The sequence below is a fragment of the Archangium minus genome, assembly GCF_044360475.1.
GTDB classification, from domain to species: Bacteria; Myxococcota; Myxococcia; order Myxococcales; family Myxococcaceae; genus Archangium; species Archangium minus.
In genome coordinates this window covers 3,815,519-3,842,126 of record NZ_CP043494.1, presented here as the reverse complement: position 1 = coordinate 3,842,126, position 26,608 = coordinate 3,815,519, and the positions used below count along the sequence as shown (strand labels likewise).

The following is a 26,608-nucleotide window of genomic DNA, read 5'->3' as shown; positions in this document are numbered from 1 at the left end:
GCTCAGGGAGCCTTGGGTGCGGTCCCGAGCGCCTGACAGGCGGGAGCGAGCCCGAGCCCACACGCCTTCTGGATGAGCTCCCGGGAGCGCTCGGGGTTCTTCGTCACCCCGTTCCCCTGCTTGTGGGCGATGCCGAGGTTGAGACAGCCCCCCGCCACGTTCGCGTCGCAGGCCTTCTCGAAGAGAGCAACGGCCCGCTTCATGTCCCGCGTCACGCCGTTGCCCGCCATATAGGACACGCCGACGCTGTTGCAGGAGGCCATGTTCCCAGCGTCGCAGGCCTGCGAGAGGAGCGTCGCGGCGCGTGCCGGATCCTTGTTCACCCCGTTGCCGTTCGCGTAGGCGATACCCAGGCTGAAGCAGCCATCGGCGTGACCCCGGCCGCAGGCCTTCTCGAAGGCGGTGACGGCCCGTGCCGGATCCTTCTCCACCCCAAGGCCCGACGCATAGGCCTGGCCGGCGTTGAAGCAGCCCTTCGCGTCATCCGCCTTGCAGCTCTTCTCGAAGAGGGTGAGGGCCTGCTTCGGATCCTTCTTCACCCCCACGCCTTGCGCGTAGGCGATGCCGAGGTTGTTGCAGGCATCCAGGTAATCCTTGTCGCACGCCTTCTTGAAGAAGGTGGCCGCGCGAGCTTCGTCCCTGGCCACGCCCACGCCCTGCGCGTAGGCCAGACCCAGGTTGAAGCACTCCATGGGGTTACCCTTCTTGCAGCCCGTCTCGTGGAGCTTGAATTGACGGACCAACTCCTCATGGCCGAAGAACGCCTCCGCCTTCTCAGCCTCCTTCGTCGGAGCCGCCTGCTTCGGCGCTTCATGCGCGACCCCCGGCGCTCCCAACAAGGTGAGGGATAGGACGAGCGAGCGAAACATGTGGAAGACCTCCCGGGCACGAAGGCCCATCATGGGAGGTGGGTATACCCAGGATCGCCACGCTCGCGAAGAGGCCAGGCGCCTCAGCGCGGCAACCGGACCTTCCGGGCCCGCACGGCCTCTGTGCCCCCCAGGGAGTCGAGCACATCCGCCAGGAGCTTGCGCGTCTCCTCCAACGCGCGGCTCCCATGGCTCCGCCTGAGGCGCTCCTCGAGCCCGGCCCGCACCGCGCGACTCTTGTCGACGGCAGCCTGTCCACGCGCGGAGAGCCGCACCCGCCGGACGCGCGCGTCATCGGACCGCGTCTCCTCCACGTAGCCCAGCCTCTCCAGCTCGGCGACCGTCTTCGATGCAGCCTGCTGCGTCACCTCGAGCAGCCCCGCCAGCTCGCTGATCGACCGAGGGCCGCCCAGCAGGTGCTGGAAGACAAACCCGTGCGCGTAGCGCAGGCCCGTGAAGCCCGCCGCATGAATCTCCTCCAGCACGACGTCGTTCACCCTCATCCCCACGAAGAGGGCGAGGTGTCCCAGGTCCAGGGACTCGGGCTGTACGGAGGTGTCTTCCTTCCGACGCGGCATCCAGGGAATCTTGCATCCACAACTCAGGTTGTGCAACATGAGTTGTACAACCGAGGTTGTGAATCAGACGGGAGCAAGCCATGTCCACGACGAATCTCGAGTTCGTGCGCCGTTACTTCCGAGCCATCGAAGAGGGAGCGACTGGAGAAGCGCTGCGCGCCTTCTTCCACCCTGAGGTGACGCAGCGGGAATACCCCAACCGGCTCGTCCCCTCCGGGGCAACGAGAGACTTGAAGGCCCTGCTCGAAGGCGCGGCGCGCGGCCAGAAGGTGATGTCCGCCCAACGCTATGACATACGGAACGCGGTGTCCGAGGGCGACCAGGTGGCGCTCGAGGTCGAATGGACCGGAACACTCGCAGTGGCGGTGGGCACACTCCCCGTAGGAGGCATGATGCGCGCCTCGTTCGGCGTGTTCCTCACCTTCCGCGACGGCCGCATCTTCTCTCAGCACAACTACGACTGCTTCGAACCGTTCTAGGCGGCTCCAACAATTGAAGCCTCAATCAGGCGCCTCCCGCGGCGAACGAATGCACGAAGCATTGTCATAATTCCACTTTCCACTTATATTGGTTGTACCTGGAATTCATTCCTCTCCCCACTTTCCAGGGCAACCTCATCATGTCTATTTCAGCTTCGCTTCGTTCCCGCCTGCTTCTCGCGGCGGTGTCCCTGGGCGTTTGTGCGCAGAGCCTCCCCACGACTGCGCACGCCGCCGCCTCTGAGGCGTGCACCAACGGAGGGTTCACCCTCACCCTGCCAGATGGCCGGGTGCTGTCCGGCCAGAGTGGCTACAAGATTTCCCGCTCGGCGCTGCAAGCCAACAGCCTGATCCACGTGAAGGGCCGCTACATCGAGTTCGACCTGAACGTGTCCACGTTCGCGGTCTACAACTACACGCTGACGGGCGCGGCCAACCCGCTGGACATCACGGGCGGGGTGCGCACGGTGCTCTTCACGCGCAAGGAGCCGGCGCTGGGCACTCAGACGTTGAACTCGGGTGATCTCGAGATTCAGCTCTCCGCGCCGGACCTGCAGTTCCGCCGCCAGGGCTCCACGCTCAAGATGAAGATCCAGGCCAAGGACTGCGCCCAGGGAGGCATCTTCCAGATGGAGCCTGAGACCGACAACGACGCGGATGTCGTCGTCACCCACACGCTGGCCTCGCCCGGCATCTTCTATTTCACCAACCCGTACACCGGGAAGGTGAACTTCGGGAACGCGAACTTCATCCGCGGCAAGGACAGCCCGCAGATGGCTGCGAAGCTCTTCCAGAGCGAGACCGAGACGGTGTGGACCGTCAAGTCCGGCGGCCGCATGGGTGGCGTGCTCGGAGAGGACGCAGTGGAGGACTCCCCCGCGGCCTCGGCGTGCGTCCAAGATTGCCAGGCGCAGAACCAGATCCGCGGCAGCGTGCCCGTGCTCGACCCGATTTATGAGGGCAGCGACGGCGGCGACGACGACTGAGTCGCCGCTCCCAGTGACTCCAGGAGGCGCGGTACAGGAGCGCCCTCCTGGAGTCAGCTGTTCAGCAGCAGCGCCCGCCGCCTCCGCGGTAGCGGGCCTGCATGCGCTCGTTGAAGAACTGCTCGTAGCTCATCACGGCCCGCTCCGGATGGTGCAGGCGCATGTGCGCGACGTAGGTGTCGTAGTCGGGCACGCCGATGAGCAGACGGGCGGTCTGCACCGCCCGGCTCCAGAACCGCTTCAGCATGTCGCTCCAGGCGTGCATGTCACTGGCTCACGGTTGCCACGGGAACATGGGGCGTCTCCTGTGCAGTCGGAGCCGCCGAGCGACGGGCTGCCAACGCAGCGCGGACGCCGAACGCGAGGGTCGCCACGACCAGCAGCATGAACAGGGCAGTGAGGGTGGCATCCACGTAGTCGTTGGTGATGACCCGCTGCATCTCCTCCAGGGACTTCGCCGGAGCCAGCACCTTGCCCTGCTCGGCCGCCGCCGTGAATGCGCGCGCGTGGGCGACGAAGCTGACCCGGACGTCGCTGCTGAACACCTTCTGCCAGCCGGCCGTCAGCGTGCAGATGACCAGCCACACCGTTGGAATCGCGGGGATCCACAGGTAGCGCTCGCGCTTCATCTTCACGAGCACCACGCAGGACAACGTCAGCGCGATGGCGGCCAGCATCTGGTTGGCGATGCCGAACAGCGGCCACAGCGTGTTGATACCGCCCAGCGGATCCACCACACCCTGGTAGAGGAAGTAGCCCCAGCCCGACACGCAGATGGCCGTCGCGATCAGGTTGGCACCCCAGGACTCGGTCTTCTTCAGCGGCGCGTACACCAGGCCGGCCAGCTCCTGAATCATGAAGCGGCCCACGCGCGTGCCCGCGTCCACCGTGGTGAGGATGAACAGCGCCTCGAACAGGATGGCGTAGTGGTACCAGAAGGCCATCATTCCCTCCCCGCCCACCAGGCCGTGGAGGATCTGCGCCATGCCCACCGCCAGGGTCGGCGCGCCACCGGCTCGCGACAGGATGGACGTCTCGCCAATCTCCCGGGCGGTCTGGGTGAGCACCTCGGGGGTGATCACAAAGCCCCACTCGCTGATCGTCCGCGCCGCCTGCTCGGCGGTGGTGCCAATCAGTCCCGGCGGGGAGTTCATGGCGAAGTACACGCCCGGATCCAGCACCGTGGCGGCAATCAGCGCCATGATGGCGACGAAGGATTCCATCAACATCGCGCCGTAGCCCACCATGAGGGCCTCGCGCTCGTTGGCCAGCATCTTCGGTGTGGTGCCGGAGGAAATCAGCGAGTGCCAGCCGGACACCGCTCCGCAAGCGATGGTGATGAACAGGAACGGGAACAGGTTGCCGGAGAACACCGGACCGGTGCCGTCGACGAACCGGGTCACCGCCGGCATCTTCAACTCCGGCGCGGCCAGGACGATGCCCACCGCCAGCACCACGATGGTGCCAATCTTCAAGAAGGTCGACAGGTAGTCGCGCGGCGCCAGCAGCAGCCACACGGGCAGCACCGAGGCGCAGAAGCCGTAGGCGATCAGCATCCAGGCCAGCGCCTTGCTGTCATAGGTGAACAGCGGCGCGAGCGACGGCATGTCGGCGACCTTGCCACCCATCCAGATCGACAGCATCAGCAGCACGAAGCCGAGGATGGACACCTCGAGCACGCGGCCGGGACGGATGTAGCGGAGGTAGAGCCCCATCAGCAGCGCGATGGGAATGGTCATGGCGACCGTGAAGGTGCCCCAGGGGCTGCCAGTCAGTGCCTTGACCACCACCAGGGCCAGCACCGCGAGGATGATCATCATGATCATCAGCACGCCAATCATCGCCACCACACCGGCGGCCGGGCCCATCTCCATGCGAACCATGTCGCCCAGGGACTTGCCGTCGCGGCGCACGGACAGGAAGAGGATCATGAAGTCCTGCACCGCGCCGCCCACCACCACGCCGAAGAGAATCCACATCGTGCCCGGCAGGTAACCCATCTGCGCCGCGAGCACCGGGCCCACCAGCGGACCGGCACCAGCGATGGCCGCGAAGTGGTGGCCGAACAGCACCCACTTGTCGGTGGGCACGTAGTCCAGGCCATCATTGCGGCGCTGCGCCGGCGAGGCGCGAGTCGGGTCCAACCTCAAGGCCTTGTCGGCGATGAACCGGCCGTAGAAGCGGTAGCCGATCATGTAGACGGCGACGGATGCCACCACCAGCCAGGTGGCGTTGATCGTCTCTCCTCTGTGCAGGGCCACCGTCCCCAGACAGAACGCACCGACGACGGCGAGCAGTGCCCACCCTAGCTTGCTGACAACATGACCCATGTACCCCTCCACTCGGCTGATCCCGGCAACGTTCGCGCCGAGGCCGGGCTGGGTCAATGCTCGCGAGCAGCCCCCTGTCTTCCACAACCCCAAGGAACCTCATGCACCGCTTAACTCCGCGCGGCCTCGCCCTCGCGCTGGCGTCCTACCCCTTGGTTCCGGGGCCACCGCGCTCGAGCTGGCGGAGGATGTCCGAGAGATCGTCCTGCTCTTCCTGGATGACGAAGACACCTTCCTCGGCGGGCGCGGGACTGGGCGGAGCGTCCTCCTGCGCGACACGCTTCGGCCTGGACGAAGGCGGCCGGGGAAGGGGCTCGGGTCTTGCCGGCGGGGGGACGCGGAGTGAAGGAACAGGTACGGGAGGAAGCTCGGCAGGAGCCTCCTCGTTGGGGGACGGCAGATGCCAGTCCGTCTTCCGGTTCAACCACTCCGCGTAGCGGGTGAACGTCCAGGAGCCATCGGCGGCGCCCGTCTCGATGGCGGAGGGGAGCTTGAAGAAGAACCCCTGCCGCACAAGGCTTCTCACGGGAGTGCTCGCCATGAGCACCTCGCATTCGGGCACGCGGATGCCCAGGTCCGGGCGGTGGCGCAACCGCTGGCACACCACCCCGACGAGGCAATCCGCGAGCTGGGCCCACACCGCGCCCTGGCTCTCCGGAGGAAAGGCGGACACCAGGCGCTGGAGTGCCTCGGTGGTGCTCGCGGAGTGCACGGTCGCAAACACGAGGTGCCCCGTCTCCGCGGCGTTCAGCGTCAGCCGCATCACCTCTGGATCACGCATCTCTCCCACCATGAGGACGTCCGGGTCCTCCCGGAGTGCATCCATGAGCGCTTGGGCAAACGAAGGTGTGTCTCGGCCCACCTCGCGCTGGCGGATGAAGGACTGGCGCGGCACCAACGCATATTCGATGGGGCTCTCCACCGTGATGATGTGCCGCGCCTCACTGAGGTTGATCTCCTGCAGCAACGCCGCGAGCGTGGACGTCTTGCCGGAGCCCGTGGGGCCACTCACCAGGACGAGCCCATTTCCCGGCTCAATCAGGCGGCGCAGGTCGGGGTGGAGGTTGAGCCGCTTCAGCGTGGCCTGCGTGGAGGCCAGGAGGCGGATGGCAAACCCCACGCCGCGCGCGCTCCGCAGGATGTTGATGCGACAACGCAGGCCCTCCACCGTGCGCGAGACATCATACGAGCAGCGCTCGATGAACCCGGACCAGTCGGCGTCGCCGATGACGTCGCGCGCCATCGCGGTGAGCGTCGAGGCCGGTATCGCCTCGCCAACGAGCCGCAGCGCTCCTCGCACCCGGAGCGCCATGGGCATCTCCCCTTCAAGGTGGATGTCACTCGCCCCCTGCTCCCGAGCGAGCCGGACGAAGGTCTCGATTCCCATGCGTTCCCCTCCTGCCAGGGGCCTCTCCAGCAACCGTCATGCCGCGACCCGCGCGAGGGTTCACGGAAGGCGAGAACCCCACGGGAGTGCCGAGATGTCCGGGCGTGCTCGGACCCCGCGACACATTGTCCGCTCAGCCTTCCCCTTCACTCAGGGGGCGACTCGAGCCCGGATGCCCGGCCGCGAGCGTGTCCTGCTCCCGCTCCTGGGTGAACCCGATGGAGCTCGAGAGCTTCGTGTCCTCGTGCGGGTTGTCCGCGCGCAGCACGGAGTGCGTGTGTGCCCGCTCGGGCCGGGCCTCCGACAAGGGGTGATAGCTTCCTGACCGCCCCTCCGCGAGCGTGCGACGATGGGGGTCGACGTGGACATGCTCGAAGGGCTCGTCGGGCTCTCGCGGCGTGAAGAGGACGCTCATCGGCTCGGGCAGGGCCTCGCGGAGCCGGTGCAACGAGCCAGGGGTCAGGGCCTCCGCGAGAACCTGGCAGACGACGCCCGTGTGCTCCACGGCGAGCCCGAGCCGAACCTGCGTCCGCTCCGCGACACGCGCGTGGAGCTCCGCGAGGTTGAAGACCTGGTTGGGAGTCACGTCGCGCAAGCTGGCGGCCAGTGGGCTGGGAAGGTCATCCACCAACGCCTGGATGACGGGCCAGCTCAACCGCTCGCCCAGGACCTCGAGCACCGCGCGAACGACACGCTCCGCTGCTTCCACACCGGGCAACCCGCCGCGCTCGGCGACGTGGGACAAGAGCTCTTCACGGGTCATCGTCGTCCTCCTCACCAGTCTTCTGAGGAGGAAGATGTGTGTCCGGCACGAGGGCGGCCACCGGACGGGCCGACCCCGATAGGGGCTTCACGACCAGGAGAAGTCGTACTCGCTGTCGAGCGATCCCAGCACCCGGCCCTGGACTCGTGGGAGCTGCGCGCCCAGCCGCGTGAGGATCTCCAGCATGGCGCCCTCGTGGTACGGCATGGGCAGGAAGCTGCGCCGCATGGTGAGGATGCCTCGCTTGGGGCCCAACCACTGCACCGAGCGCTCTCCGTAGTTGGACGTCACCTTGTAGATGGCCTGGATGCTGGAGGAGATGTGCTCGTCGCCCGTGCCCGTCCGCGTGTGCATCGCGGTGCCCACCGTGGAGGACATGAGGCCCACCGCCGCCTTCTGCCCCAGAAGGTGCAGCACCTGCTCCGGGCCTCCGTGCCGGGCACTCAATTCCCGCACCGCGGTGAGGGTCAACTGGATGAGCAGGGTGACGGGATAATTGACGAAGTCCAGGAGCCGTTGCTGGCCGAGCACCTCCTGACAGCGCTTCAGGGCCGCCTCGTCTCCGAGCGAGCGGACCGTCTCCAAGGTCCGGTTGAGGAACATCCCGCGCGCCGTGTCCTGAGGTGTCGCCAGTTCCATCAGGTGCTCCATTGCCCGCCCCCAATCCATCTGCATTGCGTTGTCCCAGCTCGTCCTCATGTCCTCCCTACCCACCCCTCCCGTCCCGTCTTCCTCTCTGACCATTTTCTGACAATAAGACCCCGTAACAAGGAATAGGGCCACACCCGGATTTCTCCGCCAGCCAGGACGAGTGACACCAGAACGGACCGTACGAGAGGTTCGTACGAGGAGTCCGGGCCCAAGGAGTCCGGTCCACGAATCCCCGCGGCTCCGGGTGATGCGCTACCTTGCCCTCTGGCGGAGAAGGAGCCGCGCCCACCCATGAAGACAATTGCCTATCTCGGTCCCCCCGGCACCTTCAGCGAGGAAGCCGCGCTCGGCTGGGGAGGCCCTGAGGATCAGCTCCTCCCACTCGCCAGCATCCCGGCCGTTGTCACGGCCGTGGAGACCGGCGCCGCGACTTTCGGTGTCCTCCCGCTCGAGAACTCACTGGAGGGCTCCGTTACCACCACGCTGGATCTGCTCATCCGGGAGACGTCCCTTCGGGTCAGCAGTGAGCTCGTCCTGCCCGTGCGCCACATGCTCGCGACCCGCCCGGGGCTGCAGCTCCACCAGGTGCAGGTGCTCCATGCCCACCCCCAGGCGCTCGGCCAGAGCCGCCGCTTCGTCGAACGCTGCCTGCCTGGCGCCGCCACCGTCGCGGCCCTCAGCAACTCCGCCGCCCTCACGGATGCACTGAGCGACTCGCGCCCCGCGGCCGCCATCACGACCCGTCGCGCCATCGAGCTCCAGTCCGCCGCCACCCTCGCCCACGACATCCAGGACCATCCCAACAACCAGACACGGTTCATCCTGCTCGGCGCCGAGGACGCAGCACCCACCGGCCAGGATCGCACCTCGCTGTGCTTCGCCATGCCCGAGAACCAGGCGGGCTCCCTGCTCAACGCCCTGCAGGTCCTCGCCCAGGCCCGCATCAACCTGACCCGGCTCGAGTCCCGCCCCGCCAAGGAGATGCTGGGCGACTACATCTTCCTGGCCGACATTGAAGGCCATCGCCTGGAGCCGCACGTGGCCGCTGCCCTCCAGCGGCTGCAAGAGCAGACCACCTTCTTCAAGGTCTTCGGCTCCTACCCACGCTACCGCCCGCCCACACCGGACGCACCGGCTCGACTATCATCCTCCCCCTCATGAGAACGACGACGCGTCGGCAGTTCCTGATCGACTCGATGCTGGCGACGGTGGCCGTGGCGGCGGGATGCCGCTCCGGGACCGAAGCCGCCTCGCAGGCTCCCGCGTACATCCCCACGTCCGACCGGAGCGTGGTGCGGACCTTGCCAGGCCTTCCGACGACGGACGGCGCGGGCGTGCGGCTGACGCGCGTCATCGGGCAGCCCACGCTGCGCAATCTCGATCCGTTCCTGATGCTCGATCGCTTCCACTCGGACGACCCGAACGCCTACATCGCCGGCTTCCCCTCCCATCCGCACCGCGGCTTCGAGACGGTGACGGTGATGCTCGACGGGTACATGCGGCATCGCGACAGCCGGGGGAACTCGGGACTCATCCGAGGTGGCGGCTCGCAATGGATGACCGCTGGACGCGGCATCATCCACTCCGAAATGCCGGAACAGGAAGCAGGGCTGATGTCTGGCTTCCAGCTGTGGATCAACCTGCCGGCGAAAGAAAAGATGTGCCCCGCGTACTACCAGGACCTGGGGCCGGAGCAGCTCGTCGAAGCGAAGCTCTCCTCCGCGGGGAGCAAGATGCGGGTCATCGCTGGTAGCCCGAACGATCTCGCGGGTCCCGTGCGCGAGCGTCCGACACAGCCGACCCTCCTGACCCTGACGCTGGAGGATGACCAGCCCTTCGAGCTCGAGCTGCCGGAGGCGCACACCGCCTTCGCGTTCGTCTACTCGGGAGAGGTCGACTTCGGTCCGGAGGCGAAGAGGAAGACGGTGCGAGCGGGAAACCTCGCCCTCCTCGGTACCGGCAAGCGGCTTCGCCTTCGTGCGACGAACCAACGAAGCGCAGTGCTCGTCGCCGCGGCGAAGCCTCTCGGAGAGCGCATCGTCCAGCATGGCCCGTTCGTGATGAACTCCGAGGCGGAGATTCATCAGGCCATCCAGGACTATCGCAACGGAGTGCTGGACAAGGCGTGAGCCTTGGCTGCCGATATGCCCAAAGCGCTCCGACGTTTCGCTGCCCAGAGCACATCCTTCCGAGGTGAAACGTATGCGGCACTGGCTGCGAGGCGCGGCTGGAGTGATTCTTGCGACAAGTCTGTCCCTGATGGGTTGTAACGAGCCGTTGGAGAAAGACGAGCGGAGCCCCGAGCCCGAGCCTCAATCCCTGAAGGAGGTAGGAGACTGGGAGCCGGGCCTGCTCGCGCAGTGCCCCATCATCACGGACGGCAGCTCCGAGGCCGAGTGCGGCACCCTGGAGTCCTTCGACCTGTCCGCCTGTGACGCCGAGAGCTTCGAGGCACTGGACGCGCAGGGCGCCTTCACGATGCATGTCGTCTCCAACGACGATCCCGATAACTTCAACGAGACCAGCACCCTCAAGTTCCTGCCAGATGGGCGCGTCGCCTACGGCACCAACTTCATCATGAAGGAGACCCGGGTGGATTCCCGGACCTTCTATCTCTCCACCTCGGGCACGATGCAGGACGGCCGCAAGGTGAGACAGACCCTGGTGGGCTGTAAGGCACAGGGCCCAAACCGGGTGACGGGGTGCCGCGTGACCTGCCTCGGCGGAAAACCCACCTACCAGCTCACCTTCGAAGCGGAAAAGGTGGTGCGGCGTCCCGGCGAGAGCGAATCCTCCGGGCTGTCGCTGATCGGCGAGGCTCGCGTGACGCACGGCGATGCCGTGGACGTCTACGTCACGAAGGGTCATGCCTTCGTCGTTGCGATCACCCATGTCACGGGCCCCGGCGGACTCTTCGTCTATGACCTGAGCGATCGCACCTCGCCCCGGCTCGTGAAGAGCATCACCTTCCCGGGAGACAGCTACTGGAACGGCGTGTGGGCCAAGGACGACGCCCTCTACGTGGCCAGCGCCGCCAAGGGTGTCATCGTCTTCGACATCTCCAACCCGGCGGACCCCCAGTTCCTCCACTCGCTGCCCGGCAACGGGGCCATCAACGTGCATACCGTCTTCGTGGATGGCAACCGGCTCTACGCCATGTCGCCCTCGCCCGGCACGGAGACGCTCATCTTCGATGTGACGAACGCGAAGCAGCCCGTGCTGCTCAATCGCTACCAGGTGCCCGGAGTCGACCCCAGCATCGCCACCTTCCCGCACGACGCCTTCGCGCAGGGGGACCGGCTCTACCTCAACCACTGGCGCTTCGGCTTCCTGATCCTCGACGTGAGCGACCCGACGAACGTGGTGAAGCTGGGCGAGTACACCTACCCACGCGCCACCAGCCACACCAACCGCGTGGGCCGGTTCGGAGACCGCGTCATCGCCTTCGAGGGCGGAGAGGATTGGGGTGCCCACCTGCGCGTGCTCGACATCACGAATCCGGCCCAGGTGAAGCTCATCGGTGAGTATCGCCTCCGTCCGGGCGCCTCCATCCACAACATGGAGCTCGCGGGAGACCGGCTCTACCTGGCGCATTACCAGGACGGCGTGCGGGTGCTGGACGTGTCCCGGCCCGAGCACCCACGGGAAGTGGCGTACTACAACACCTGGAGAGAAACGGATCCGTACCGAGGGCTCAGCTTCTTCGACGGTGCCATTGGCATCCGCCGGCCCGGTGACGGCTACCTCTACGCCATCGACCTCTCTCGCGGCCTGCTCATCTTCCCCGAGCCGTAGAGGTCGCCAGGCGACGCCCGAGCCGCGTCTCCTGGGAGCGCGGCTTGACGGCGTATTCCCGCTTTGTTCACCGTTCTGTCACCTGCTGGTGCTACGTCCGCCCGGTTTCTCAGAACGTACGCACCTCACAACCCCAGGAGACACACTTGCACCCGCACACCCCGCGTCGCCATCTGCTTCGCACCTCGCTTCGTCTGTCCGCCGTGCTGCCGTTCGCGGCGGCGTGCGCCCTCGCACTGACCGGCTGCCCGGACGATGGCGGCGACGGTGGCAATCCTCCGCCTCCCCCCGCCGCCACCAAGGCGCTCGTGGTCGGCCACCGTGGCGCCAGCGCGCTGCGGCCGGAGCACACGCTCGAGGCCTACCGCAAGGCGGTTGAGGACGGAGCGGACATCATCGAGCCGGATCTCGTGTCCACGAAGGATGGCGTGCTCGTGGCCCGTCACGAGAACGAGATCTCCGGCACCACGAACGTGTCGACCGTGGCCAGGTTCGCGGACCGGAAGACCACGAAGACGATCGACGGCGTGGAGCTCACCGGCTGGTTCACCGAGGACTTCACGCTGGACGAGCTCAAGGAGCTGCGTGCGCGTGAGCGGATTCCGCAGTTCCGCCCGGCCAATACGCAGTACGACGATAAGTACGAGGTCCCCACGCTCGCCGAGGTGATCGCCCTGGCCAAGAAGCTGTCGGCCGAGACCGGGCGCACCATCCACCTGTACCCGGAGACCAAGCACCCGACCTACTTCCAGTCCATTGGCCTCGCCATGGAGGATCGGCTGATCGCCGAGCTGAAGAAGGACGCGTTCACCGCGAGCACCGCCACGGTCTACATCCAGTCCTTCGAGGTGGCGAACCTGAAGGAGCTCCGCACGAAGCTCGGAACGTCGCAGCCGAACTGGAAGCTGGTGCAATTGATGGAGGAAGGGAACCGTCAGCCCTATGACTTCGTCAAGGCGGGCGACCCGCGCACCTACAACGACCTGATGACCGAGGCGGGCATGAAGGAGATCGCCACCTATGCCAACGGCGTCGGGCCCTACAAGCTGAGCATCATCAACGTGGACAGCGCGGGCAACTTCCAGGAGCCGAGCACGCTCGTGCGCAACGCCCACGCGGCGAACCTGGTGGTGTTCCCGTACACCTTCCGCCCGGAGAACAACTTCCTGCCCGCCCCGCTCAAGGCGGAGGGTGCTGCCAGCACGCGCAGCGAGGAGGGCTCCATCAAGGAGATCCACGCGTATCTCAAGGCCGGCATCGATGGCTTCTTCACCGACGACCCCGCGGTGGGCCGCAAGGCCGTGGAGTCCTACAAGCCTTGAGCTGAAGGCTGAGGCACCGTAGGACTCTCTTTCTTGAAAGAGAAGAAGCTCGCCCGGTCCATGTTTTTCCGGGCGAGCCTGTTCTTCCTGGAAGCCAGTCATCTTCCAGTCACGCTCCGAGTGCTACCCATTCACCGCCTCGAACATGAAGGCGCGATGCCATGGGAGCAGGTCATCCGTCTCTCGGAGTGGAACAAAATGAAAAGAATTGCCGCACTTCTGGCCTCGGTCGGAGTCCTGTCTGCTTGTGGCGTTCCAGCCGATACCGGCGCGAACGGAGCGGAAAACCCCCAAACTGACAGCCTCGCCCGGGAAGCCACCCAGACGGAGTCCTTCTACAAGGGAATCAACTTCGCCGGGGACGCGGTCACCCTCGAGGGAAAGGGGTTCACCTCCTTTGCCCAGGCGCAGACGCAGGGCTTGAGCATTCCTTCCGGCTACATGGAGGCCCACTCGAGCCTGACGCCCTCTCCGCAGGTGGATGCCGCGACGAGCGCGCTGCTCAACAACGGCATCTGGCAGGGCGGCACCCTGAAGCTCGCCCAGGCCCTGCCCTCCGCCCGCTACAACGTCTATCTCTACATCCTCGAGAACTACGACAACAACTACCGCTCGCTGACCCTCTCGCTGGAGGGCCAGCAGGTTGCCCAGGGATTGGGCGTGCTGCAGAAGGCCGCGTGGAAGAAGTATGGCCCCTACACCGTGCAGGTCGCTGACGGCACCCTCAACCTGGACCTGAGTGCCACGGCCGGCGATCCGCACCTGATGGGCCTGGCCCTCTACACGCTCGACTCCGTCACGCCGCCCTCAGGAGGCAACACCTACTACGTGAGCCTGAACGGCAACGACGCCACCGGGGATGGCTCGCAGGCGAAGCCCTTCCGCACGATCGCCAAGGCCGCCGCCGTGGTGCCCGCCAACGCGGGCCACACCATCCAGGTGGGCGCCGGAACGTTCGACGAGTCCGCGCAGATCCGCCTGAAGGAGAAGGTGAACCTCATCGGCGCGGGCGTGGATGCCACCCTCATCCGCGGCGGACGCTTCGAGTGGAACGCCCACGGCCTCATCCAGCTCGAGTCCCGCGTGTTGCACCCCAGCGGCGAGAAGATCCCCTCCTTCGTGCATACGGACGGCAAGACCTACGGGCCGTTCGACCGCTACGTCTCCGTCGATTCTCCGCAGGAGCTGGCCCACTTCTCGATGGAGGGCCAGAACCTGGCCTCTTCGGGCATCAAGATCATCAACCGCGACAACGTGAAGATCCACCACGTGAACATCAAGAACTACACGTGGGCCGGAATCCTCAGCGAGGCCGCGGGCTACGCCGAGGTGAAGAACCTCCAGATCTCCGACTTCTTCATCGCGGAGTCCTCGCAGGAAGACGCGAACGGCTCGTGGGGAAACATCACCCTGCGTGGCACGCACGAAGGGCTCCGCATCGAGAACGGACGCATCGAGCACCTGACCAACCCGACGCGTCCCGAGGGCTACCTCAAGGGCTCTGGCTATGGCATCAAGGCCTTCCGCTCCTGGGAGGACACCAACCGGAAGCAGGATGAGCTCCGCAACGCCAAGCTCCTCAACATCGTGCAGCGCGGCAAGGACAGCGCGCCCTGGAACAACTACGCGGCCCCCAACATCGGCTTCGAGTTCTGGAATATCGGCGCGGATGGGGTGGAGATTGCCCATTGCGACCTCAACGCCTCGCTGTCGCTCGAGTTCAACGCGCCGATCGACCAGCACCCCTACAGCTTCTATGTCCACCACAACCGCATGAAGGTTGGGAAGGCAGGCTTCGTGGAGCTGGCCGACAGCAACATCATCGTCGAGCACAACTCCTTCGACATGAGCGGCAACACCAACCCCTGGAACACGATGGGTGAGTTCAACAACGGCGTGCCTTCCACCCAGGGACCGGTCCTCAAGAACATCCGGGTGAACAACAACGTGTTCAACCTGGCCTCGTTCAGCCCCGCCATGTTCGTGTTCACCACGCGGGTTGAGAACTTCAAGTTCTACAACAACACGGTGATCAGCACGGGCACCCCGACCCTGTTCGAGTTCCGCCGCCCCAGCTCCCAGGGCAGCGGCGCGATCGAGCTCCGCAACAACATCTTCGAGACGGGCGCCTCGATGAAGCTGTTCACGTACACGGAGAACAACAATGGAACGGCGCCCTCGAGCGTGGCCTACACGAACAACCTGCACAAGGCGGCCCCCTCGAACCTGCCGGCGACCACCCTCCAGTCGGGCAACATCCTGGGCACCGCGCAGCTCACCCGCTCGGGAGCCATGCCCTTCCCCTACTTCGACGCCGCCAGCGCGAGCGCGAACGTCGTGGACCGGGGCGTGAACGTGGGCCTGCCGTTCGCGGGCTCCGCCCCAGACATCGGCGCCTCCGAGTACGGCCTGCCGGCCGGTATCATCGGCGTTCCGGCACTGTGATGAGCGCGGGGCCCCAAAGGCCCTGACGTGGCCAGCCACCCGCGTGAGGCGGGGACGTACACACCTCCTCACCGGGGTGCTGGAAGGCTGAGGCAGGAAGGCAACACCTGCCGCTGGACTCGGCTTGGACTCGTTGCTACTCGTTATCGCTTGGACGATTGGCGCATCGAGCTTCTGGGCGGTGCTCGGCTCAACAGCGGGCGCAATGGCTCACGGCCGCTGGAGCGGAAGACGGCGGCCTTGCTCGCCTATGTCGCGCTGGAAGGCGAGACAGCGCGAGGGAAACTGGCGGGCCTGCTCTGGCCAGAGTCCCGAGAAGCCACGGCACGCAACAACCTGTCTCAGCTGCTGCGACGCCTGCGCGAGCTGTTGGGCGAGTCCGCCGTGGAGGGCCGCGACACCGTGCGGCTTCGCGAGGACCTGGTGGTGGACGTGAGGGCGCTCGTACGCGGCGAGCCCACATGGATGGACAGCCCGGGTGGCGAGCTGCTCGCGGAGCTGAGCTACGACGGGTGCGAAGCACTGGAGGACTGGCTGCGCGCCACCCGCCTGCGGGTGATGGACCTGCAACAGAAGTCCCTGGAGGCGCGGCTCCAACTCGAGGAAGGCGAGGGGCGGCTGCCCACGGCTCTGGAGGCAGCGCAACGAATGCTCCAGCTGGAACCCACCTCCGAGGAGGCGTTTCAGCACCTCATGCGCCTTCATCACCAGCTCGGGAACCGGCGTGCCGCGTTGCAGGCCTGGTCCCAGTGTGAAGAAGTCCTGCAGCGGGAGCTGGGAACCCGGCCCTCGGCCGCGACACGCCAGCTCGCCAACGACATCCAGAAGGAGCCCATCCCGCATCCCAACAGCCCTCCGGCGCGGCGGGCGCTGCCGCTCGCCGTGGTGCGCCCTCCCCTCCTCGCGGGCCGCGAGCGCGAGTGGGCGCGGATGGAGGAGGCCTGGGCCGCGCGCCGACCGATGTTCGTGATGGGGCCACCGGGCGTGGGCAAGTCTCGGCTGCTCATGGACTTCGCCCGCTCCCGAGGCCGCTGGCTGCTGCTGACAGCGCGGCCAGGGGACTTCGACGTGCCCTACGCCACGCACGTGCGCGGCATGCGCGAGGTGTTGCGACGCAACCCGGGCCTGGTGCTGGAGGACTGGGTACGGCGCGAGCTGTCGCGGCTGCTCCCGGAGCTGAGCGGGGAAGCCCTGCCCCCCCACTCCATCCGGAGGAGAAGACCCTCTTCTTCGCCGCCGTCGCCCAACTGGCGAGCCTGACGCTGCGCGAGTTCGACATCATCGCCTTCGACGATGCCCAGTACATGGACAGAGGCAGCAGCGAGCTGAGCCTCTACCTCCTCGCGCAGCTCCAGGACGACATGTCCACCGGGCGTTCCCCGCTGATCATCCTCAGCCAGCGCACCGACGAGACCATCTGGAGTGGTGAGCGGATCCGCCAGGTGGCGGATGCCGGGCTGGGAGAGTTGATCCAACTCGATTCACTCGCGCCGCAGGAGGTGCGCACCCTGCTGCGGAGCATGGAGGTCCCCGCGCTGGAGCGGATGTCGGAAGACATCGCCCGCTACACCGGGGGCAATCCGCTGTTCGTCGTGGAGACGGCCAGACACCTCGTTGAGTCCAACACGCTCGAAGGGGAGTTCCCCGCGGGACTGCCCCCTCCCGGGCGGGCTCGCTCCATCATCCAGAAGCGATTGGCCCGCTTGTCCCCCGAAGCGTTCCGGCTGGCACAGGTGCTCGCGGTGGCCGGGGTGGACCTCTCTCTGGAGCAGGCGGCGGCGGTGTTGGAGACCTCCGCGGAGCGCCTGGTGTCGGCCTGGCGGGAGATGGAGGAGGCCGCGCTCGTTCGAGGCGCGTGGTTCAGCCATGACCTGGTGGGAGAGGCCCTTCTGGCCGAGCTGTCTCCCTCCATCCGGGGGCTGCTCTCCGCGCGGCTGGCCCGGCGCCCCACCCAGGCGTGAGCACCTCGAAGCCCTCACACGTCACCAGGATGGTGTGCTCGATCTGGCGGCCAATGCCATGTCCCCCGAACTGCGCGAGCCGCTCGCTCGCGCGGGGAATGCCGTGGCAGACCACGTGGTTGCGGCTGGTGCATACCGCCGCCGGAAAGTCGTGAGAGCCCAGTTGGCTTGGCGTGCCACCACGCCGCGCGGTGTCCTCCCGTACCCAGGCGTCGATGTCCGCCGTCGTGACTCCAGGCGCGAGCCGCGCCGCGACATAGGCCAGCGTTCCCGCCGCCGCCTGTCCCGCCAAACGCAGGCGCTCGACCTCGGTCCCCTTCAGCAGTGGAATTCCCATGGCGGGCAAGGTGGCACCCGCCCGAGCACAACGTCCAATGCTGTCTTGGTATGAGGACCGCCCGTGTACCAACCCCCGGCACTCGCGTTGACCTCTCCTCCCGTGAGCCTCACACACATCCAGTCCTTCGTCGCAGTGGCCGAGGAAGGCCACGTGGGCCGAGCCGCCCGCCGGCTCCACCTCACGCAGCCCCCGCGCAGCCGACACATCCTCGCACTCGAGGATGAGTTCGGCGCCCGGCTGTTCGAGCGCACGCCCCAGGGCATGCGCCTGCTCCCCGCGGGCGAGGCGTTCCTGCAACACGCCCGGCGCATCCTCGCCGAGGTGGATGCGGCGGTGCACACCGTGCGGAATGTCGGAGCGGCTCGCCCAGTGACGCTACCGGCCCGTGCTCAAGAACTGGATGGCGCGTAGCAGCTCCGGGTCCCGGTTCTCGGCGAGGTCCGCCGCGGTGGGCGCCACCTCGATGTCCGGGACAATGCCCACACCGTGGAAGCGTGAGCCGTCCGGGAAGAGCACCTCCATGCCGGTGAACATCACCTGCATGAGTCCCGGGAGAACGAGCCGCGTCACGTTGCCGTTGGTGCCCGCGCTGCGTCGGCCCACCACCGTCACCCGGTGCGCCCCCGTGAGCATCATGGAGAAGTTCTCCGCGGCGGACACCGCGCCGGGCCCTGTCAGCAACACAATGGGCCCCGCGTACGAGGGCTCCGACAGGGGCTCAAACGGGTACACGGACTCGTAGACATCGAACGCATCCGGCCCCGCCCAGCGCGGCACGCGGAAGATGGGAGAGAGGAAGTTCGTGGGAATGAGCCGCTGCGCGACCTCGTAATGGCTGATGCCCGGGTAGCCGCGCATGTCCAGGACGAGCCCTCTGGCGTCATTGGCCTCCGCAAGGGCCTGGTTGAAGGCCTCCAGCGACGTGAGCACCCGATCCGACAGGTTGATGTAGTAGAGCGAGGGCGCCCCCAGGTCCGCGAGCCATCCCGCCGGGCGCAGGGAAGGAGCCAGGCCCAACTGGTCGCGGACAGCAGCCGGCTGGGGCTGAACCTCCACGGAGCGCACCGAGCCGTCCACTCCTCGGAGCCCGAACACGGTAGGTCCGGTCAGGGGGATCAACCTCCGCGCGGCGACGTTGTGCAGGTACTCAGGCGTGGCCGCTGAGGCACGAGCGGACTCCTCCGCGAGCCACTCGCTCATGGGCCGGCCCGCGATGCTGATGAGCGTGTCTCCCGGGAGGACGCCAGGCGCAGCCGAGCGACGGACGACCGGCTCCAAAGCGACCTGCTCCAAGTAGACGGGGAAGACCCCGGCGGACGGCGCCTGAGGGCCCAGGAGGTTGACGAAACCGTGCCCGTCCCGGAGCACTTCATTGAACCGAAGGAGGAGTTGCTGCTGGCGCACCCGGTCCGTGACGGGGCTGGCATCCACCGACGCGAGCGTCTCCAGCAACCGCCCATCGATACCGTCTCCCACGACGGGGAAGTAGGAGAAGAACAACCGCGTGGCGCCATGGACAATGAGGAGATCCGCGCGAGCAATCCCATTGGAGGCACCGGCCGGCAGTGGCGGCGGATCCTGGCTGGGATCGCGAGGCTTCAGGACGGGGCGCTGAGCGGGAGTGCCCCGGTCCACGGGCGGAGGCCGGCCCAGGGAGGTGAGCCCCTGGAGCTTCCCCTCCTCCAGGTCAGCGGGGAGGAGGTCCGGCAGCACCCCTTGCGCATCCTCGAGCTGTGCGGTCCGCACCACCAGTCCTCGAGAGCCGATGGGCATCCACCGGGACTCCGCCACGGCGGTGGAGACGGGCGCACCGAGCAGCCACGCCCGCTGAGCCAGCCGCAGGTCCACGGCAAACCGGGCCGCCGCGGGCGCCAACGTGGGGCCTGTCAGGAGCGCGACGGGGAGCTCTGTCCGACCCGTGGGCGCGTAGGGAGGCTGCTCCCGCAGCTCGGCGTCATTCGAGTAGACGTTGTAGGGATTGAGCTCGTCCGTCATTCCCGTATGGACACGGACGCGCTGGGAGACGCGAGGGACAGGCGTGGCGCTGGCGACTCCAATGGCATTCGCCAGGGCCTGCTCCAGCCCGGGGGCCGCGGGAAGTCCTCTCAGGTCAATGACAACGACCCGGGTCGCGCGTGGCAGGGTGAGCTCGCCCGTGCCCGGGCGGACGAGAGCCACAGGGCCGAGCGAAACCACGCGGGCAACCGGTAGCCGCTGGGGAGTGACGTCCAGGGCACATACCGACTCGAGCTCCGCTGCATAGGCGAGCGCCGCCGCGTCCCAGTCCACGGTGGTGCCTTCCAGCGCCCTGGCCAGCGCCAGATCTCCCTCCGCGTAATGAGGGCCCGTGCCAAAGAAGCGCACCTGGGCGTGTGCCGCGGACAGAGCGAGCGCCCCCGAGCTGGCGCCTCTCGGCCCTGGAGCCACCCGATGGCACCAGTCATCGGCCTGCTGAGCAGCGGCTCCACCTGCCGTCAGGAAGAAGAAACAGGCCGCAGCCGAAGCCATACCTCGGGAGAAAGCGCCCCGCGGCTTCGTGCCGTACGGGAGCGCCTGGGCTCGAGTCGCCATCCGTGTGAACCTCCAGGTGTCGCCATGCGGAGACATGGCGGACACGGGAACGCACGGAAAGCAGGTGCATATCGATAAGGGCAGGCTGGGGGTTGCTGCTTACGCCGCCGCCTGGGCCGGGTGGTAGGGCAACTCCAGGGTGAACGTGGCTCCGCGCCCGAGCCCATCGCTGTGGACAGTCAAGGACCCACCCATCTCCTGAGCCGCTAAGGCACTGGAGTGCAACCCAAAGCCGTGCCCCTCCTCTCGGGTGGTAAAGCCATACTGGAAGATGCGGGTGAGCATCTCTGGCGCGATCCCCATCCCGTTGTCATGGATGTTGATGAAAACGCGGTCGGCGGCATGCTCCAGCTTCACCGTCAGGAGCCGTTCGCTCGGTGTCACCCCGTCCATGGCGTATTTGGCATTGCTGACCAGGTTGACGAGGATCATCAGCGTCTTGTGCTTGTCCGTCATCACGGGAGGCAGGGACGCCAGGTGCCGCACCACCTTCACCTGGTGCCGGGTGAGCCCGGCCGAGTTGATGCGAATGGCGTCCTCCACCAACTCCGACAATGAAACCTGCTCGTGCAACCGAGGCGTGCGGGCGTAGTTCTGCTGAACCTTGACGATGTCACCGATGTGCTCGGTATAGCGGCCCACGTCTTCCAGCAGCGAAATGATCTCCTCGCGATCCTCCACCAGGTTCTTCCCCAGCTTGTCCAGGAAGGGCATCAGGTGCCGCCCGCGCTCGTCCTGGGTGAGGAAGGTGGTGAGGTCCGGCTGGCGCTCCTCGAGCATGTGGGCTACCCGGCGCACGTGCTCCAAGCGCATCTCGCCCACCCGCTCCTTGGCGACCTGGGCCGAGGTGTAGACGCTGTTGAGCACATTGCCCACGTTGTGCAGCACGTTGGTGGCGATCTCCGCCATGCCCGCTCGCCGGGCCGTCTGCAGCCACTGCGCGTGGAGCTCCTTCAGCTCACGGGTGCGCTCCTCCACCCGGTGCTCCAACCCTTCATTGGCCAGGCGCAAGGCATCCTCGCGACGCTGAACCTCGTCAGCCATGAGCTGGAAGGCGCTGGCCAGTTGTCCCAACTCATCGTGGCGTGAGGTGTCCAACGCCACCTTGAAGTCACCCGCCGCCACCTTGTCGGTGGCCTGGGTCAGGGCCTCCAAGGGACGGGAGATCTGCTGTTGGAGCACCTGGTACATGATGGCCAGCTCCACCAGCAGCGACAGGATGCCCAGCAGCAAGACGTAGCGTGCCGCGACAAAGGCGGGCTGGGACACCACACTCTTGGGCAACACCGTGGCGAGGTACCAGCCGGGGCCCCGCAGTTGCGTCACGGCGACGAACTCACCGTACTCCGGGAGCTCCAGGACGGTGTCCGAGGGCTCGCGGTTCTTCACCCGATCAAAGATGCCGCGCAGATGGGCTGCGTTCTCCTTCGAACCGAGGCGACTGACCGCGAGGTCGGGCTGCTCGGCGGCGCTCAGGATGTTGTAGGGGGTGGTGGCGCCCTCCACCTTCAGTTCGGGATGGGCGATGACCTGGCCATCGTCGCGGAAGAGGATGTTGTAGGCACCGGGCAGGCGGTCGTTGATGGTGCGGCTCATCAACTCTCCGAGCAGGACATCGTGCCCGACCGACGCGACATAGCGGCCGTCCAGATCCAACGGCGTCGAGACCGAGACCATCCAGACATTCGAGACGGTCTCCAAGAAGATGCCGGTCCAGGTGGTCAGCCTTCGTGGGTTGTTCTCGGGCAGGCTGAGGGGATAGTCCTCGTAGGCGGCGATCGAGAAGCTCGCATCGAGCTGCTGGGTCCAGGTGGGAGCCCACGGCCAGAAGCCCACGATCGCCCCCTCTGCCAGGGTGATGTAGGTCGTCTTGAAGCGAAGATTGAGGACGGGCCCGTTCCAGGAGAGCACGTCATGCGCGGCCATGAACCGGGCAAGGAATCCGGCATCGAGGGCCACGTTCGGGGGAATGAAGCCCTGCACCTCCTTCGTCCCATCGAGGAGCTCAGGCCTGTTGCGAACCGTGCCATCAGGCAGCCGTACGAACAGGCGGTCGAAGCGGGCGCGGACGTCCTCCCGCTCGAGGGCTCGGATCCTCTCCGCCAGGGCCTTCTTGAGGAAGGCCTGGTTGTCCTCCGCCAACACGAAGATGGCCTGCTCCCGCTGGCTCCGCTCCGAGACATGATGCTGCAACTGCGAGAGCGCCTCTCCTCGCAGGGCGTAGAGCATGTGGAGGTAACTGAAGAGGGTGGACAGGGCGATGATGATCCCAATCCGCACTCCCATCTTCAGGAGGGTCGATCGGGCCAGCAGGGCTCGGGGACTGGAGGATGGAGGCATGGTGACTCGCGGATCAGGCCTCGCAGGTCATGGACAGCAGACCAACCACGACCTGCGAATACCGAAACACGACCGGCGAGAGACACGCTGTGTCGCGCAGAGACACGAACCCCGCGGTAAGAATTCCCTTCGATGAGCCTGCAAGGGATTGCCCGCCACATTGGAGGGAGGGCAGCCGGGTCTCCAGCCTCCATCAAGTCGTCATATCGAGAGGCGTGGCGCTGGCTTGCTTCCGCTTACGGCGGGCCAGCGTGCTCAGGAGGATGAAGCCTCCCAGATAGAGGTACAGAGGGAAGAGCTCGAGGGCGAACAACGAGAAGCCAGGCTTGAGAAGAATCATCCCAATCAGAGCGGCGGAGCCCCCCAACCCATTATGGGTGGAAGCCACGTAGGGGATGATCCACATCGTCTCCTTCTTCTTCCAAGCCCCCTGCTGGAGCTGCCAGGCGTAGCGCAACCCCATGAACGCCGTGGTGGCCACGGCGAGAAGGACGACCCCCGGTACACCCACCAGGTAGAGCGGAATGAGCGAGAGGTACGCCGCGACCATTCCGATTCCGTGAATCTTCACGGCGCGCTCGATTCCGATGCGCACCACCAGGGTCTTCTTCCAGGTCGTCGCGTCGCTCTCCCAGTCGGCCATGTTCATGACCATCATCCGGATGTACTCGATGATGCCGAGCGGGATGAGCACCAGCAGCAGGATGTGGGGTTGCAGCCCGCCGCTCTGGAGGCAATAGCCGAGCAACGGAACGAGGGTGTTGAGAACCAAGGTGACGGTGAACTCACCCAGGCCCAGGGCCTCTAGCTTGAGCGGCGGTGCACTGTACTCCCAGGAGAAGAAGATGGCGCCCAGGCAGAGGAGGCGGGCGCTCGGGGTTGGCATGAGCAGGGCGAGCACCAGGGACACCGCGGCCAGCCCGTACGCGATGCGCAGGGAGCTCCTCGGCTCCATCAGCCCTTTCACGAGGACTCGGCTACCGCCAGTCCAGGGCGAGGGCGAGGCGTTGGCCCGGTCTGGCTCCAGGTCGTAGTACTCATTGCAGTAATGCGTCATCAGGTGGGTGATCCACGTGAAGAGCACACCGTGAATGAAGCGAGAGGCGTCGATGGCGCCGCCCGACACGGTGGGGATGATGGCGCCCACTGTGTAGAGAATGGGGCTGTACAGCAGGAACTTGACGCGGCCGAGGGCCAGGAGGTGCTTGAACGGTGATGGTGTAGTCATGGCGTGCCCACATATAACACGCTGCGTCACACACGCATCGTGAAAACCATCATTCCTGGAAATCCTAGTACTTTCAGAAGCTTGGAAGCACCGCCCCCAAAAACGAGCCGACGTGTCGATCTCGTGAGCCCTCGTTCGACGTGAAGGTAGAGCCGGGATTCCGGCCTCCCACCCGAAGAAGAGACGGCGATGAAACTCATTGTGATGCTCAAGGCCGACAAGACGGAGGACGACTTCGATCCCGCGCACACTCCGAGCTCAGGGAGGCAGAGGAGCGCCTGCGCGCACAGGTGGCTGCGAAGCACGAGTCAGATGCCGAGCCTAGGCCTTGCACTGGGGACGGATGATGCGCTTGATCTGCCGCCGTGACGGCTTCCGCTACCCATCGCGCGATCCAAGCGGTCTGGAGAATCGAATCGGCCAGGCTCATCGCCGGCCTCACGCGGCTCGTGCGCGACGTCGGTCTTGCCGAGGAGCTCGCACAGGACGCGCTCGTCGCCGCGCTCGAGCAGTGGCCAGAGTCAGGGGTCCCAAACAACCCGGGTGCCTGGCTCATGGCCAGCGCCAAGCATCGTGCGATCGATCTCTTTCGCCGCAACAAGCGGCTCGAGCACAAGCACGAGGAGCTCGGTCACGAGCTCGAGGCCGAGCGGGAGAGTGCCATGCCGGATCTCGACGCGGCGATTGACAATGACGTGGGCGACGATCTCCTGCGCCTCATGCTCATCGCCTGCCATCCGGTTCTCTCCACCGAGGCGCGCGTTGCGCTCACACTCCGCCTGCTCGGAGGTCTGACGACCGAGGAGATCGCACGTGCGTTCCTCGTGGCGGAGCCGACCGTCGCCCAGCGCATCGTCCGGGCCAAGCGCACCCTCTCCGAGGCACGCGTCCCCTTCGAGGTTCCACGCGGGGACGAGCTCGTCGCTCGGCTGTCCTCTGTGCTGGAGGTCATCTACCTCATCTTCAACGAGGGCTACTCGGCGACCGCCGGTGACGACTGGGTCCGGCCCGGGCTCTGTGAGGACGCGCTTCGTCTGGGCCGCATCTTGGCCGAGCTCGTGCCCACGGAGCCAGAGGTCCACGGCCTCGTCGCGCTGATGGAGCTCCAGGCGTCACGGTTGAGAGCACGGGTCGGCCCCACGGGCGAGCCCATCCTGTTGCTCGATCAGAACCGCGCACTCTGGGATCGTGTCCTCATCCATCGGGGTCTCGCGGCGATCGAGCGCGCCAAGGCGCTCGGCGGCGAGCGAGGCCCCTACATGTTGCAGGCGGAGATCGCCGCCTGTCACGCACGAGCGCTGACGGCGGTGGAGACGGACTGGGCGCGAATCGCGGCGCTCTACGAGGAGCTCGCCCAGCTCACGCCCTCCCCTGTCGTCGAGCTGAACCGTGCAGTCGCACTCGCGATGGCCTTCGGTCCCGCTGCGGGCCTCGAGCTCGTCGATCAGCTCACCTCGGAACCCTCGCTCAAGAACTACCACCTGTTGCCGAGCGTGCGCGGCGACTTCCTGGCGAAGCTCGGACGCTTCAATGAAGCCCGTGCCGAGTTCGAGCGCGCGGCCTCACTCACGCGCAACGCGCGCGAGCAGCACCTGTTGCTCGAGCGCGCCGCGGAGTGCGCCCGCTCCGCGCGTTGACGCGGGGCAACGAGGTGGCTGGGTCCAGAAGCGCGGCATTGCGGGCCCCGCGCTCGCGAGGCATGTTGGGCGGATGCTCCAGGACAAGCTCTCCGCCCTGACCCTCCTCTCAGCGCTCGGCGCGGGCCTCGTGGCCGGCATCTTCTTCGCGTTCTCCGCGTTCGTGATGAAGGCCCTCGCCCGCCTCCCGCCAGCGCAGGGCATGCTCGCGATGCAGTCCATCAACATCACGGTGCTGACCCCCGCCTTTCTGGGAGTGTTCTTCGGAACGGCCGTGGCCGCGGTCGTCGCGGTGGGCGTCGCGCTGTTCTCGCGGGAGAGGCCTGGCGCGTTCTACCTGCTGCTGGGCAGCGCGCTCTATGTGTTCGGAGTCATCGGTGTCACCGGAGCGTTCAACGTTCCTCGGAACAACGCGCTCGCGGCCGTGGAACCGACCCATGCGGAAGCCGCCAGCCTGTGGGCGCGCTACGTGTCGGAATGGACGGTGTGGAATCACGTGCGAACGGCCGCCGCACTCGGGGCGGCGGTCTCGTTCATCCTCGCGCTCCGCGCATCCACCCAGCACTGACGTTACACGCGGAGCCTACTGCGCGGGGACATGCTCCGCGTTGTCGACGATGGAGCGGGCTCCTTCGGCGTGGGCGCAATGGGCACTGCAGTAGAAGGTACCGTTGGCCTCGATGCCATGGCCCACCACCTTGCAACCGCAGTGGTCGCAGATGGGCGCCAGCTTGTGAATGGCACACTCGAAGCTGTCGAAGGTGTGGGTGACGCCCGCGGTGATGACCTGGAAGGCCAGGTAGTACTCGTTGCCGCAAACCTCGCACTTGGCCATGGAATCCTCCTGGGGAAACAGTGGATCCTCACGCGCCACGAAGCGAGCCACGTGCCCCACGGTCCGAGCCGCTCGTGTCTGCTTCTGGCCC

General features: G+C 66.5%; 23 protein-coding genes and 1 pseudogene. 12 read left to right on the top strand and 12 right to left on the bottom strand.

The window, feature by feature from the left end:
- Positions 1-2 precede the first annotated feature (2 nt).
- On the bottom strand, positions 3-869 hold the full coding sequence (locus F0U60_RS15870) for an SEL1-like repeat protein (protein WP_395820242.1): 867 nt from the start codon (positions 867-869) through the stop codon (positions 3-5).
- Between the two features lie 83 nt (positions 870-952).
- Complete coding sequence (locus F0U60_RS15865; protein ID WP_395820239.1) at positions 953-1,447, bottom strand: MarR family winged helix-turn-helix transcriptional regulator; 495 nt, start codon at positions 1,445-1,447, stop codon at positions 953-955.
- A gap of 80 nt (positions 1,448-1,527) precedes the next feature.
- Between F0U60_RS15865 and F0U60_RS15860 the strand changes: the two genes are divergently transcribed.
- On the top strand, positions 1,528-1,926 hold the full coding sequence (locus F0U60_RS15860) for a nuclear transport factor 2 family protein (protein ID WP_395820237.1): 399 nt from the start codon (positions 1,528-1,530) through the stop codon (positions 1,924-1,926).
- A gap of 140 nt (positions 1,927-2,066) precedes the next feature.
- Positions 2,067-2,912: a hypothetical protein gene (locus F0U60_RS15855; RefSeq protein ID WP_395820234.1), complete on the top strand. Its 846-nt coding sequence runs from the start codon at positions 2,067-2,069 to the stop codon at positions 2,910-2,912.
- A 61-nt stretch (positions 2,913-2,973) separates the two neighbouring features.
- On the opposite strand, the gene F0U60_RS15850 is transcribed toward F0U60_RS15855, so the two are convergent.
- From F0U60_RS15850 to F0U60_RS15830, 5 genes are all read right to left on the bottom strand, one after another.
- Positions 2,974-3,159, bottom strand: a complete 186-nt coding sequence (locus F0U60_RS15850) for a YbdD/YjiX family protein (protein WP_395825267.1) — start codon at positions 3,157-3,159, stop codon at positions 2,974-2,976.
- A 19-nt stretch (positions 3,160-3,178) separates the two neighbouring features.
- Entirely contained in the window at positions 3,179-5,242 is a 2,064-nt protein-coding gene (locus F0U60_RS15845) for a carbon starvation CstA family protein (RefSeq protein WP_395820232.1), read from the bottom strand.
- Positions 5,243-5,387: 145 nt separating this feature from the next.
- Positions 5,388-6,629, bottom strand: a complete 1,242-nt coding sequence (locus tag F0U60_RS15840) for a type IV pilus twitching motility protein PilT (RefSeq protein WP_395820229.1) — start codon at positions 6,627-6,629, stop codon at positions 5,388-5,390.
- Positions 6,630-6,762: 133 nt separating this feature from the next.
- Positions 6,763-7,392 (bottom strand): DUF2267 domain-containing protein, encoded by a 630-nt coding sequence (locus F0U60_RS15835; RefSeq protein WP_395820226.1) that lies wholly within the window; start codon positions 7,390-7,392, stop codon positions 6,763-6,765.
- 87 nt (positions 7,393-7,479) lie between these two features.
- Positions 7,480-8,091: a TIGR02265 family protein gene (locus tag F0U60_RS15830; protein WP_395820224.1), complete on the bottom strand. Its 612-nt coding sequence runs from the start codon at positions 8,089-8,091 to the stop codon at positions 7,480-7,482.
- A gap of 243 nt (positions 8,092-8,334) precedes the next feature.
- On the opposite strand from F0U60_RS15830, the gene pheA reads away from it, so the two are divergent.
- The 7 genes from pheA to F0U60_RS15795 all read left to right on the top strand — a co-directional run bounded on the left by pheA (position 8,335) and on the right by F0U60_RS15795 (position 17,566).
- Entirely contained in the window at positions 8,335-9,204 is an 870-nt protein-coding gene (gene pheA, locus F0U60_RS15825; RefSeq protein ID WP_395820221.1) for a prephenate dehydratase, read from the top strand.
- Positions 9,201-10,172, top strand: a complete 972-nt coding sequence (locus F0U60_RS15820; RefSeq protein WP_395820218.1) for a pirin family protein — start codon at positions 9,201-9,203, stop codon at positions 10,170-10,172. The genes pheA and F0U60_RS15820 overlap by 4 nt, the downstream gene beginning before the upstream one ends.
- 73 nt (positions 10,173-10,245) lie before the next feature.
- Positions 10,246-11,838: an LVIVD repeat-containing protein gene (locus tag F0U60_RS15815; protein ID WP_395820216.1), complete on the top strand. Its 1,593-nt coding sequence runs from the start codon at positions 10,246-10,248 to the stop codon at positions 11,836-11,838.
- Between the two features lie 146 nt (positions 11,839-11,984).
- On the top strand, positions 11,985-13,160 hold the full coding sequence (locus tag F0U60_RS15810) for a glycerophosphodiester phosphodiesterase (protein WP_395820213.1): 1,176 nt from the start codon (positions 11,985-11,987) through the stop codon (positions 13,158-13,160).
- 198 nt (positions 13,161-13,358) lie between these two features.
- Positions 13,359-15,605 (top strand): DUF1565 domain-containing protein, encoded by a 2,247-nt coding sequence (locus F0U60_RS15805; RefSeq protein WP_395820210.1) that lies wholly within the window; start codon positions 13,359-13,361, stop codon positions 15,603-15,605.
- Positions 15,606-15,755: 150 nt separating this feature from the next.
- Positions 15,756-16,865 (top strand): BTAD domain-containing putative transcriptional regulator, encoded by a 1,110-nt coding sequence (locus F0U60_RS15800; RefSeq protein ID WP_395820207.1) that lies wholly within the window; start codon positions 15,756-15,758, stop codon positions 16,863-16,865.
- A 44-nt stretch (positions 16,866-16,909) separates the two neighbouring features.
- The gene (locus F0U60_RS15795) at positions 16,910-17,566 is read left to right on the top strand and encodes a hypothetical protein (protein ID WP_395820204.1); all 657 of its coding nucleotides are present in this window, start codon (positions 16,910-16,912) and stop codon (positions 17,564-17,566) included.
- 76 nt (positions 17,567-17,642) lie between these two features.
- On the opposite strand, the pseudogene F0U60_RS15790 reads toward F0U60_RS15795, so the two are convergent.
- A pseudogene (locus F0U60_RS15790) lies at positions 17,643-17,903 on the bottom strand (M24 family metallopeptidase); the annotation flags it as partial.
- A gap of 102 nt (positions 17,904-18,005) precedes the next feature.
- Here F0U60_RS15790 and F0U60_RS15785 point away from each other — a divergent pair.
- Entirely contained in the window at positions 18,006-18,317 is a 312-nt protein-coding gene (locus F0U60_RS15785; RefSeq protein WP_395825264.1) for a LysR family transcriptional regulator, read from the top strand.
- On the opposite strand, the gene F0U60_RS15780 is transcribed toward F0U60_RS15785, so the two are convergent.
- The 3 genes from F0U60_RS15780 to F0U60_RS15770 form a co-directional block, all read right to left on the bottom strand.
- Positions 18,282-20,477: a S41 family peptidase gene (locus tag F0U60_RS15780; protein ID WP_395820202.1), complete on the bottom strand. Its 2,196-nt coding sequence runs from the start codon at positions 20,475-20,477 to the stop codon at positions 18,282-18,284. The genes F0U60_RS15785 and F0U60_RS15780 overlap by 36 nt on opposite strands.
- 99 nt (positions 20,478-20,576) lie before the next feature.
- Complete coding sequence (locus F0U60_RS15775; protein ID WP_395820199.1) at positions 20,577-22,817, bottom strand: ATP-binding protein; 2,241 nt, start codon at positions 22,815-22,817, stop codon at positions 20,577-20,579.
- A 193-nt stretch (positions 22,818-23,010) separates the two neighbouring features.
- Positions 23,011-24,045, bottom strand: coding sequence for a prenyltransferase (locus tag F0U60_RS15770; protein ID WP_395820196.1), 1,035 nt, complete (start codon positions 24,043-24,045; stop codon positions 23,011-23,013).
- Positions 24,046-24,410: 365 nt separating this feature from the next.
- Here F0U60_RS15770 and F0U60_RS15765 point away from each other — a divergent pair, with 365 nt between their 5' ends.
- Positions 24,411-25,682 carry an RNA polymerase sigma factor gene (locus F0U60_RS15765; protein WP_395820194.1) on the top strand — a complete coding sequence of 424 codons (1,272 nt, stop codon included), beginning with the start codon at positions 24,411-24,413 and terminating at the stop codon, positions 25,680-25,682.
- Positions 25,683-25,755: 73 nt separating this feature from the next.
- Positions 25,756-26,250 carry a DUF1772 domain-containing protein gene (locus tag F0U60_RS15760; RefSeq protein WP_395820191.1) on the top strand — a complete coding sequence of 165 codons (495 nt, stop codon included), beginning with the start codon at positions 25,756-25,758 and terminating at the stop codon, positions 26,248-26,250.
- A gap of 15 nt (positions 26,251-26,265) precedes the next feature.
- Here F0U60_RS15760 and F0U60_RS15755 read toward each other — a convergent pair whose 3' ends face one another.
- Entirely contained in the window at positions 26,266-26,517 is a 252-nt protein-coding gene (locus tag F0U60_RS15755; protein WP_395820188.1) for a hypothetical protein, read from the bottom strand.
- Positions 26,518-26,608 lie beyond the last annotated feature (91 nt).

Coding starts and splice junctions, on each gene's coding strand:
- F0U60_RS15870 (WP_395820242.1), bottom strand. CDS start 869: ATGTTTCGCTCGCTCGTCCTATCCCTCACCTTGTTGGGAGCGCCGGGG.
- F0U60_RS15865 (WP_395820239.1), bottom strand. CDS start 1,447: ATGCCGCGTCGGAAGGAAGACACCTCCGTACAGCCCGAGTCCCTGGAC.
- F0U60_RS15860 (WP_395820237.1), top strand. CDS start 1,528: ATGTCCACGACGAATCTCGAGTTCGTGCGCCGTTACTTCCGAGCCATC.
- F0U60_RS15855 (WP_395820234.1), top strand. CDS start 2,067: ATGTCTATTTCAGCTTCGCTTCGTTCCCGCCTGCTTCTCGCGGCGGTG.
- F0U60_RS15850 (WP_395825267.1), bottom strand. CDS start 3,159: ATGCTGAAGCGGTTCTGGAGCCGGGCGGTGCAGACCGCCCGTCTGCTC.
- F0U60_RS15845 (WP_395820232.1), bottom strand. CDS start 5,242: ATGGGTCATGTTGTCAGCAAGCTAGGGTGGGCACTGCTCGCCGTCGTC.
- F0U60_RS15840 (WP_395820229.1), bottom strand. CDS start 6,629: ATGGGAATCGAGACCTTCGTCCGGCTCGCTCGGGAGCAGGGGGCGAGT.
- F0U60_RS15835 (WP_395820226.1), bottom strand. CDS start 7,392: ATGACCCGTGAAGAGCTCTTGTCCCACGTCGCCGAGCGCGGCGGGTTG.
- F0U60_RS15830 (WP_395820224.1), bottom strand. CDS start 8,091: ATGAGGACGAGCTGGGACAACGCAATGCAGATGGATTGGGGGCGGGCA.
- pheA (WP_395820221.1), top strand. CDS start 8,335: ATGAAGACAATTGCCTATCTCGGTCCCCCCGGCACCTTCAGCGAGGAA.
- F0U60_RS15820 (WP_395820218.1), top strand. CDS start 9,201: ATGAGAACGACGACGCGTCGGCAGTTCCTGATCGACTCGATGCTGGCG.
- F0U60_RS15815 (WP_395820216.1), top strand. CDS start 10,246: ATGCGGCACTGGCTGCGAGGCGCGGCTGGAGTGATTCTTGCGACAAGT.
- F0U60_RS15805 (WP_395820210.1), top strand. CDS start 13,359: ATGAAAAGAATTGCCGCACTTCTGGCCTCGGTCGGAGTCCTGTCTGCT.
- F0U60_RS15795 (WP_395820204.1), top strand. CDS start 16,910: ATGGACAGAGGCAGCAGCGAGCTGAGCCTCTACCTCCTCGCGCAGCTC.
- F0U60_RS15780 (WP_395820202.1), bottom strand. CDS start 20,477: ATGGCGACTCGAGCCCAGGCGCTCCCGTACGGCACGAAGCCGCGGGGC.
- F0U60_RS15775 (WP_395820199.1), bottom strand. CDS start 22,817: ATGCCTCCATCCTCCAGTCCCCGAGCCCTGCTGGCCCGATCGACCCTC.
- F0U60_RS15770 (WP_395820196.1), bottom strand. CDS start 24,045: ATGACTACACCATCACCGTTCAAGCACCTCCTGGCCCTCGGCCGCGTC.
- F0U60_RS15760 (WP_395820191.1), top strand. CDS start 25,756: ATGCTCCAGGACAAGCTCTCCGCCCTGACCCTCCTCTCAGCGCTCGGC.
- F0U60_RS15755 (WP_395820188.1), bottom strand. CDS start 26,517: ATGGCCAAGTGCGAGGTTTGCGGCAACGAGTACTACCTGGCCTTCCAG.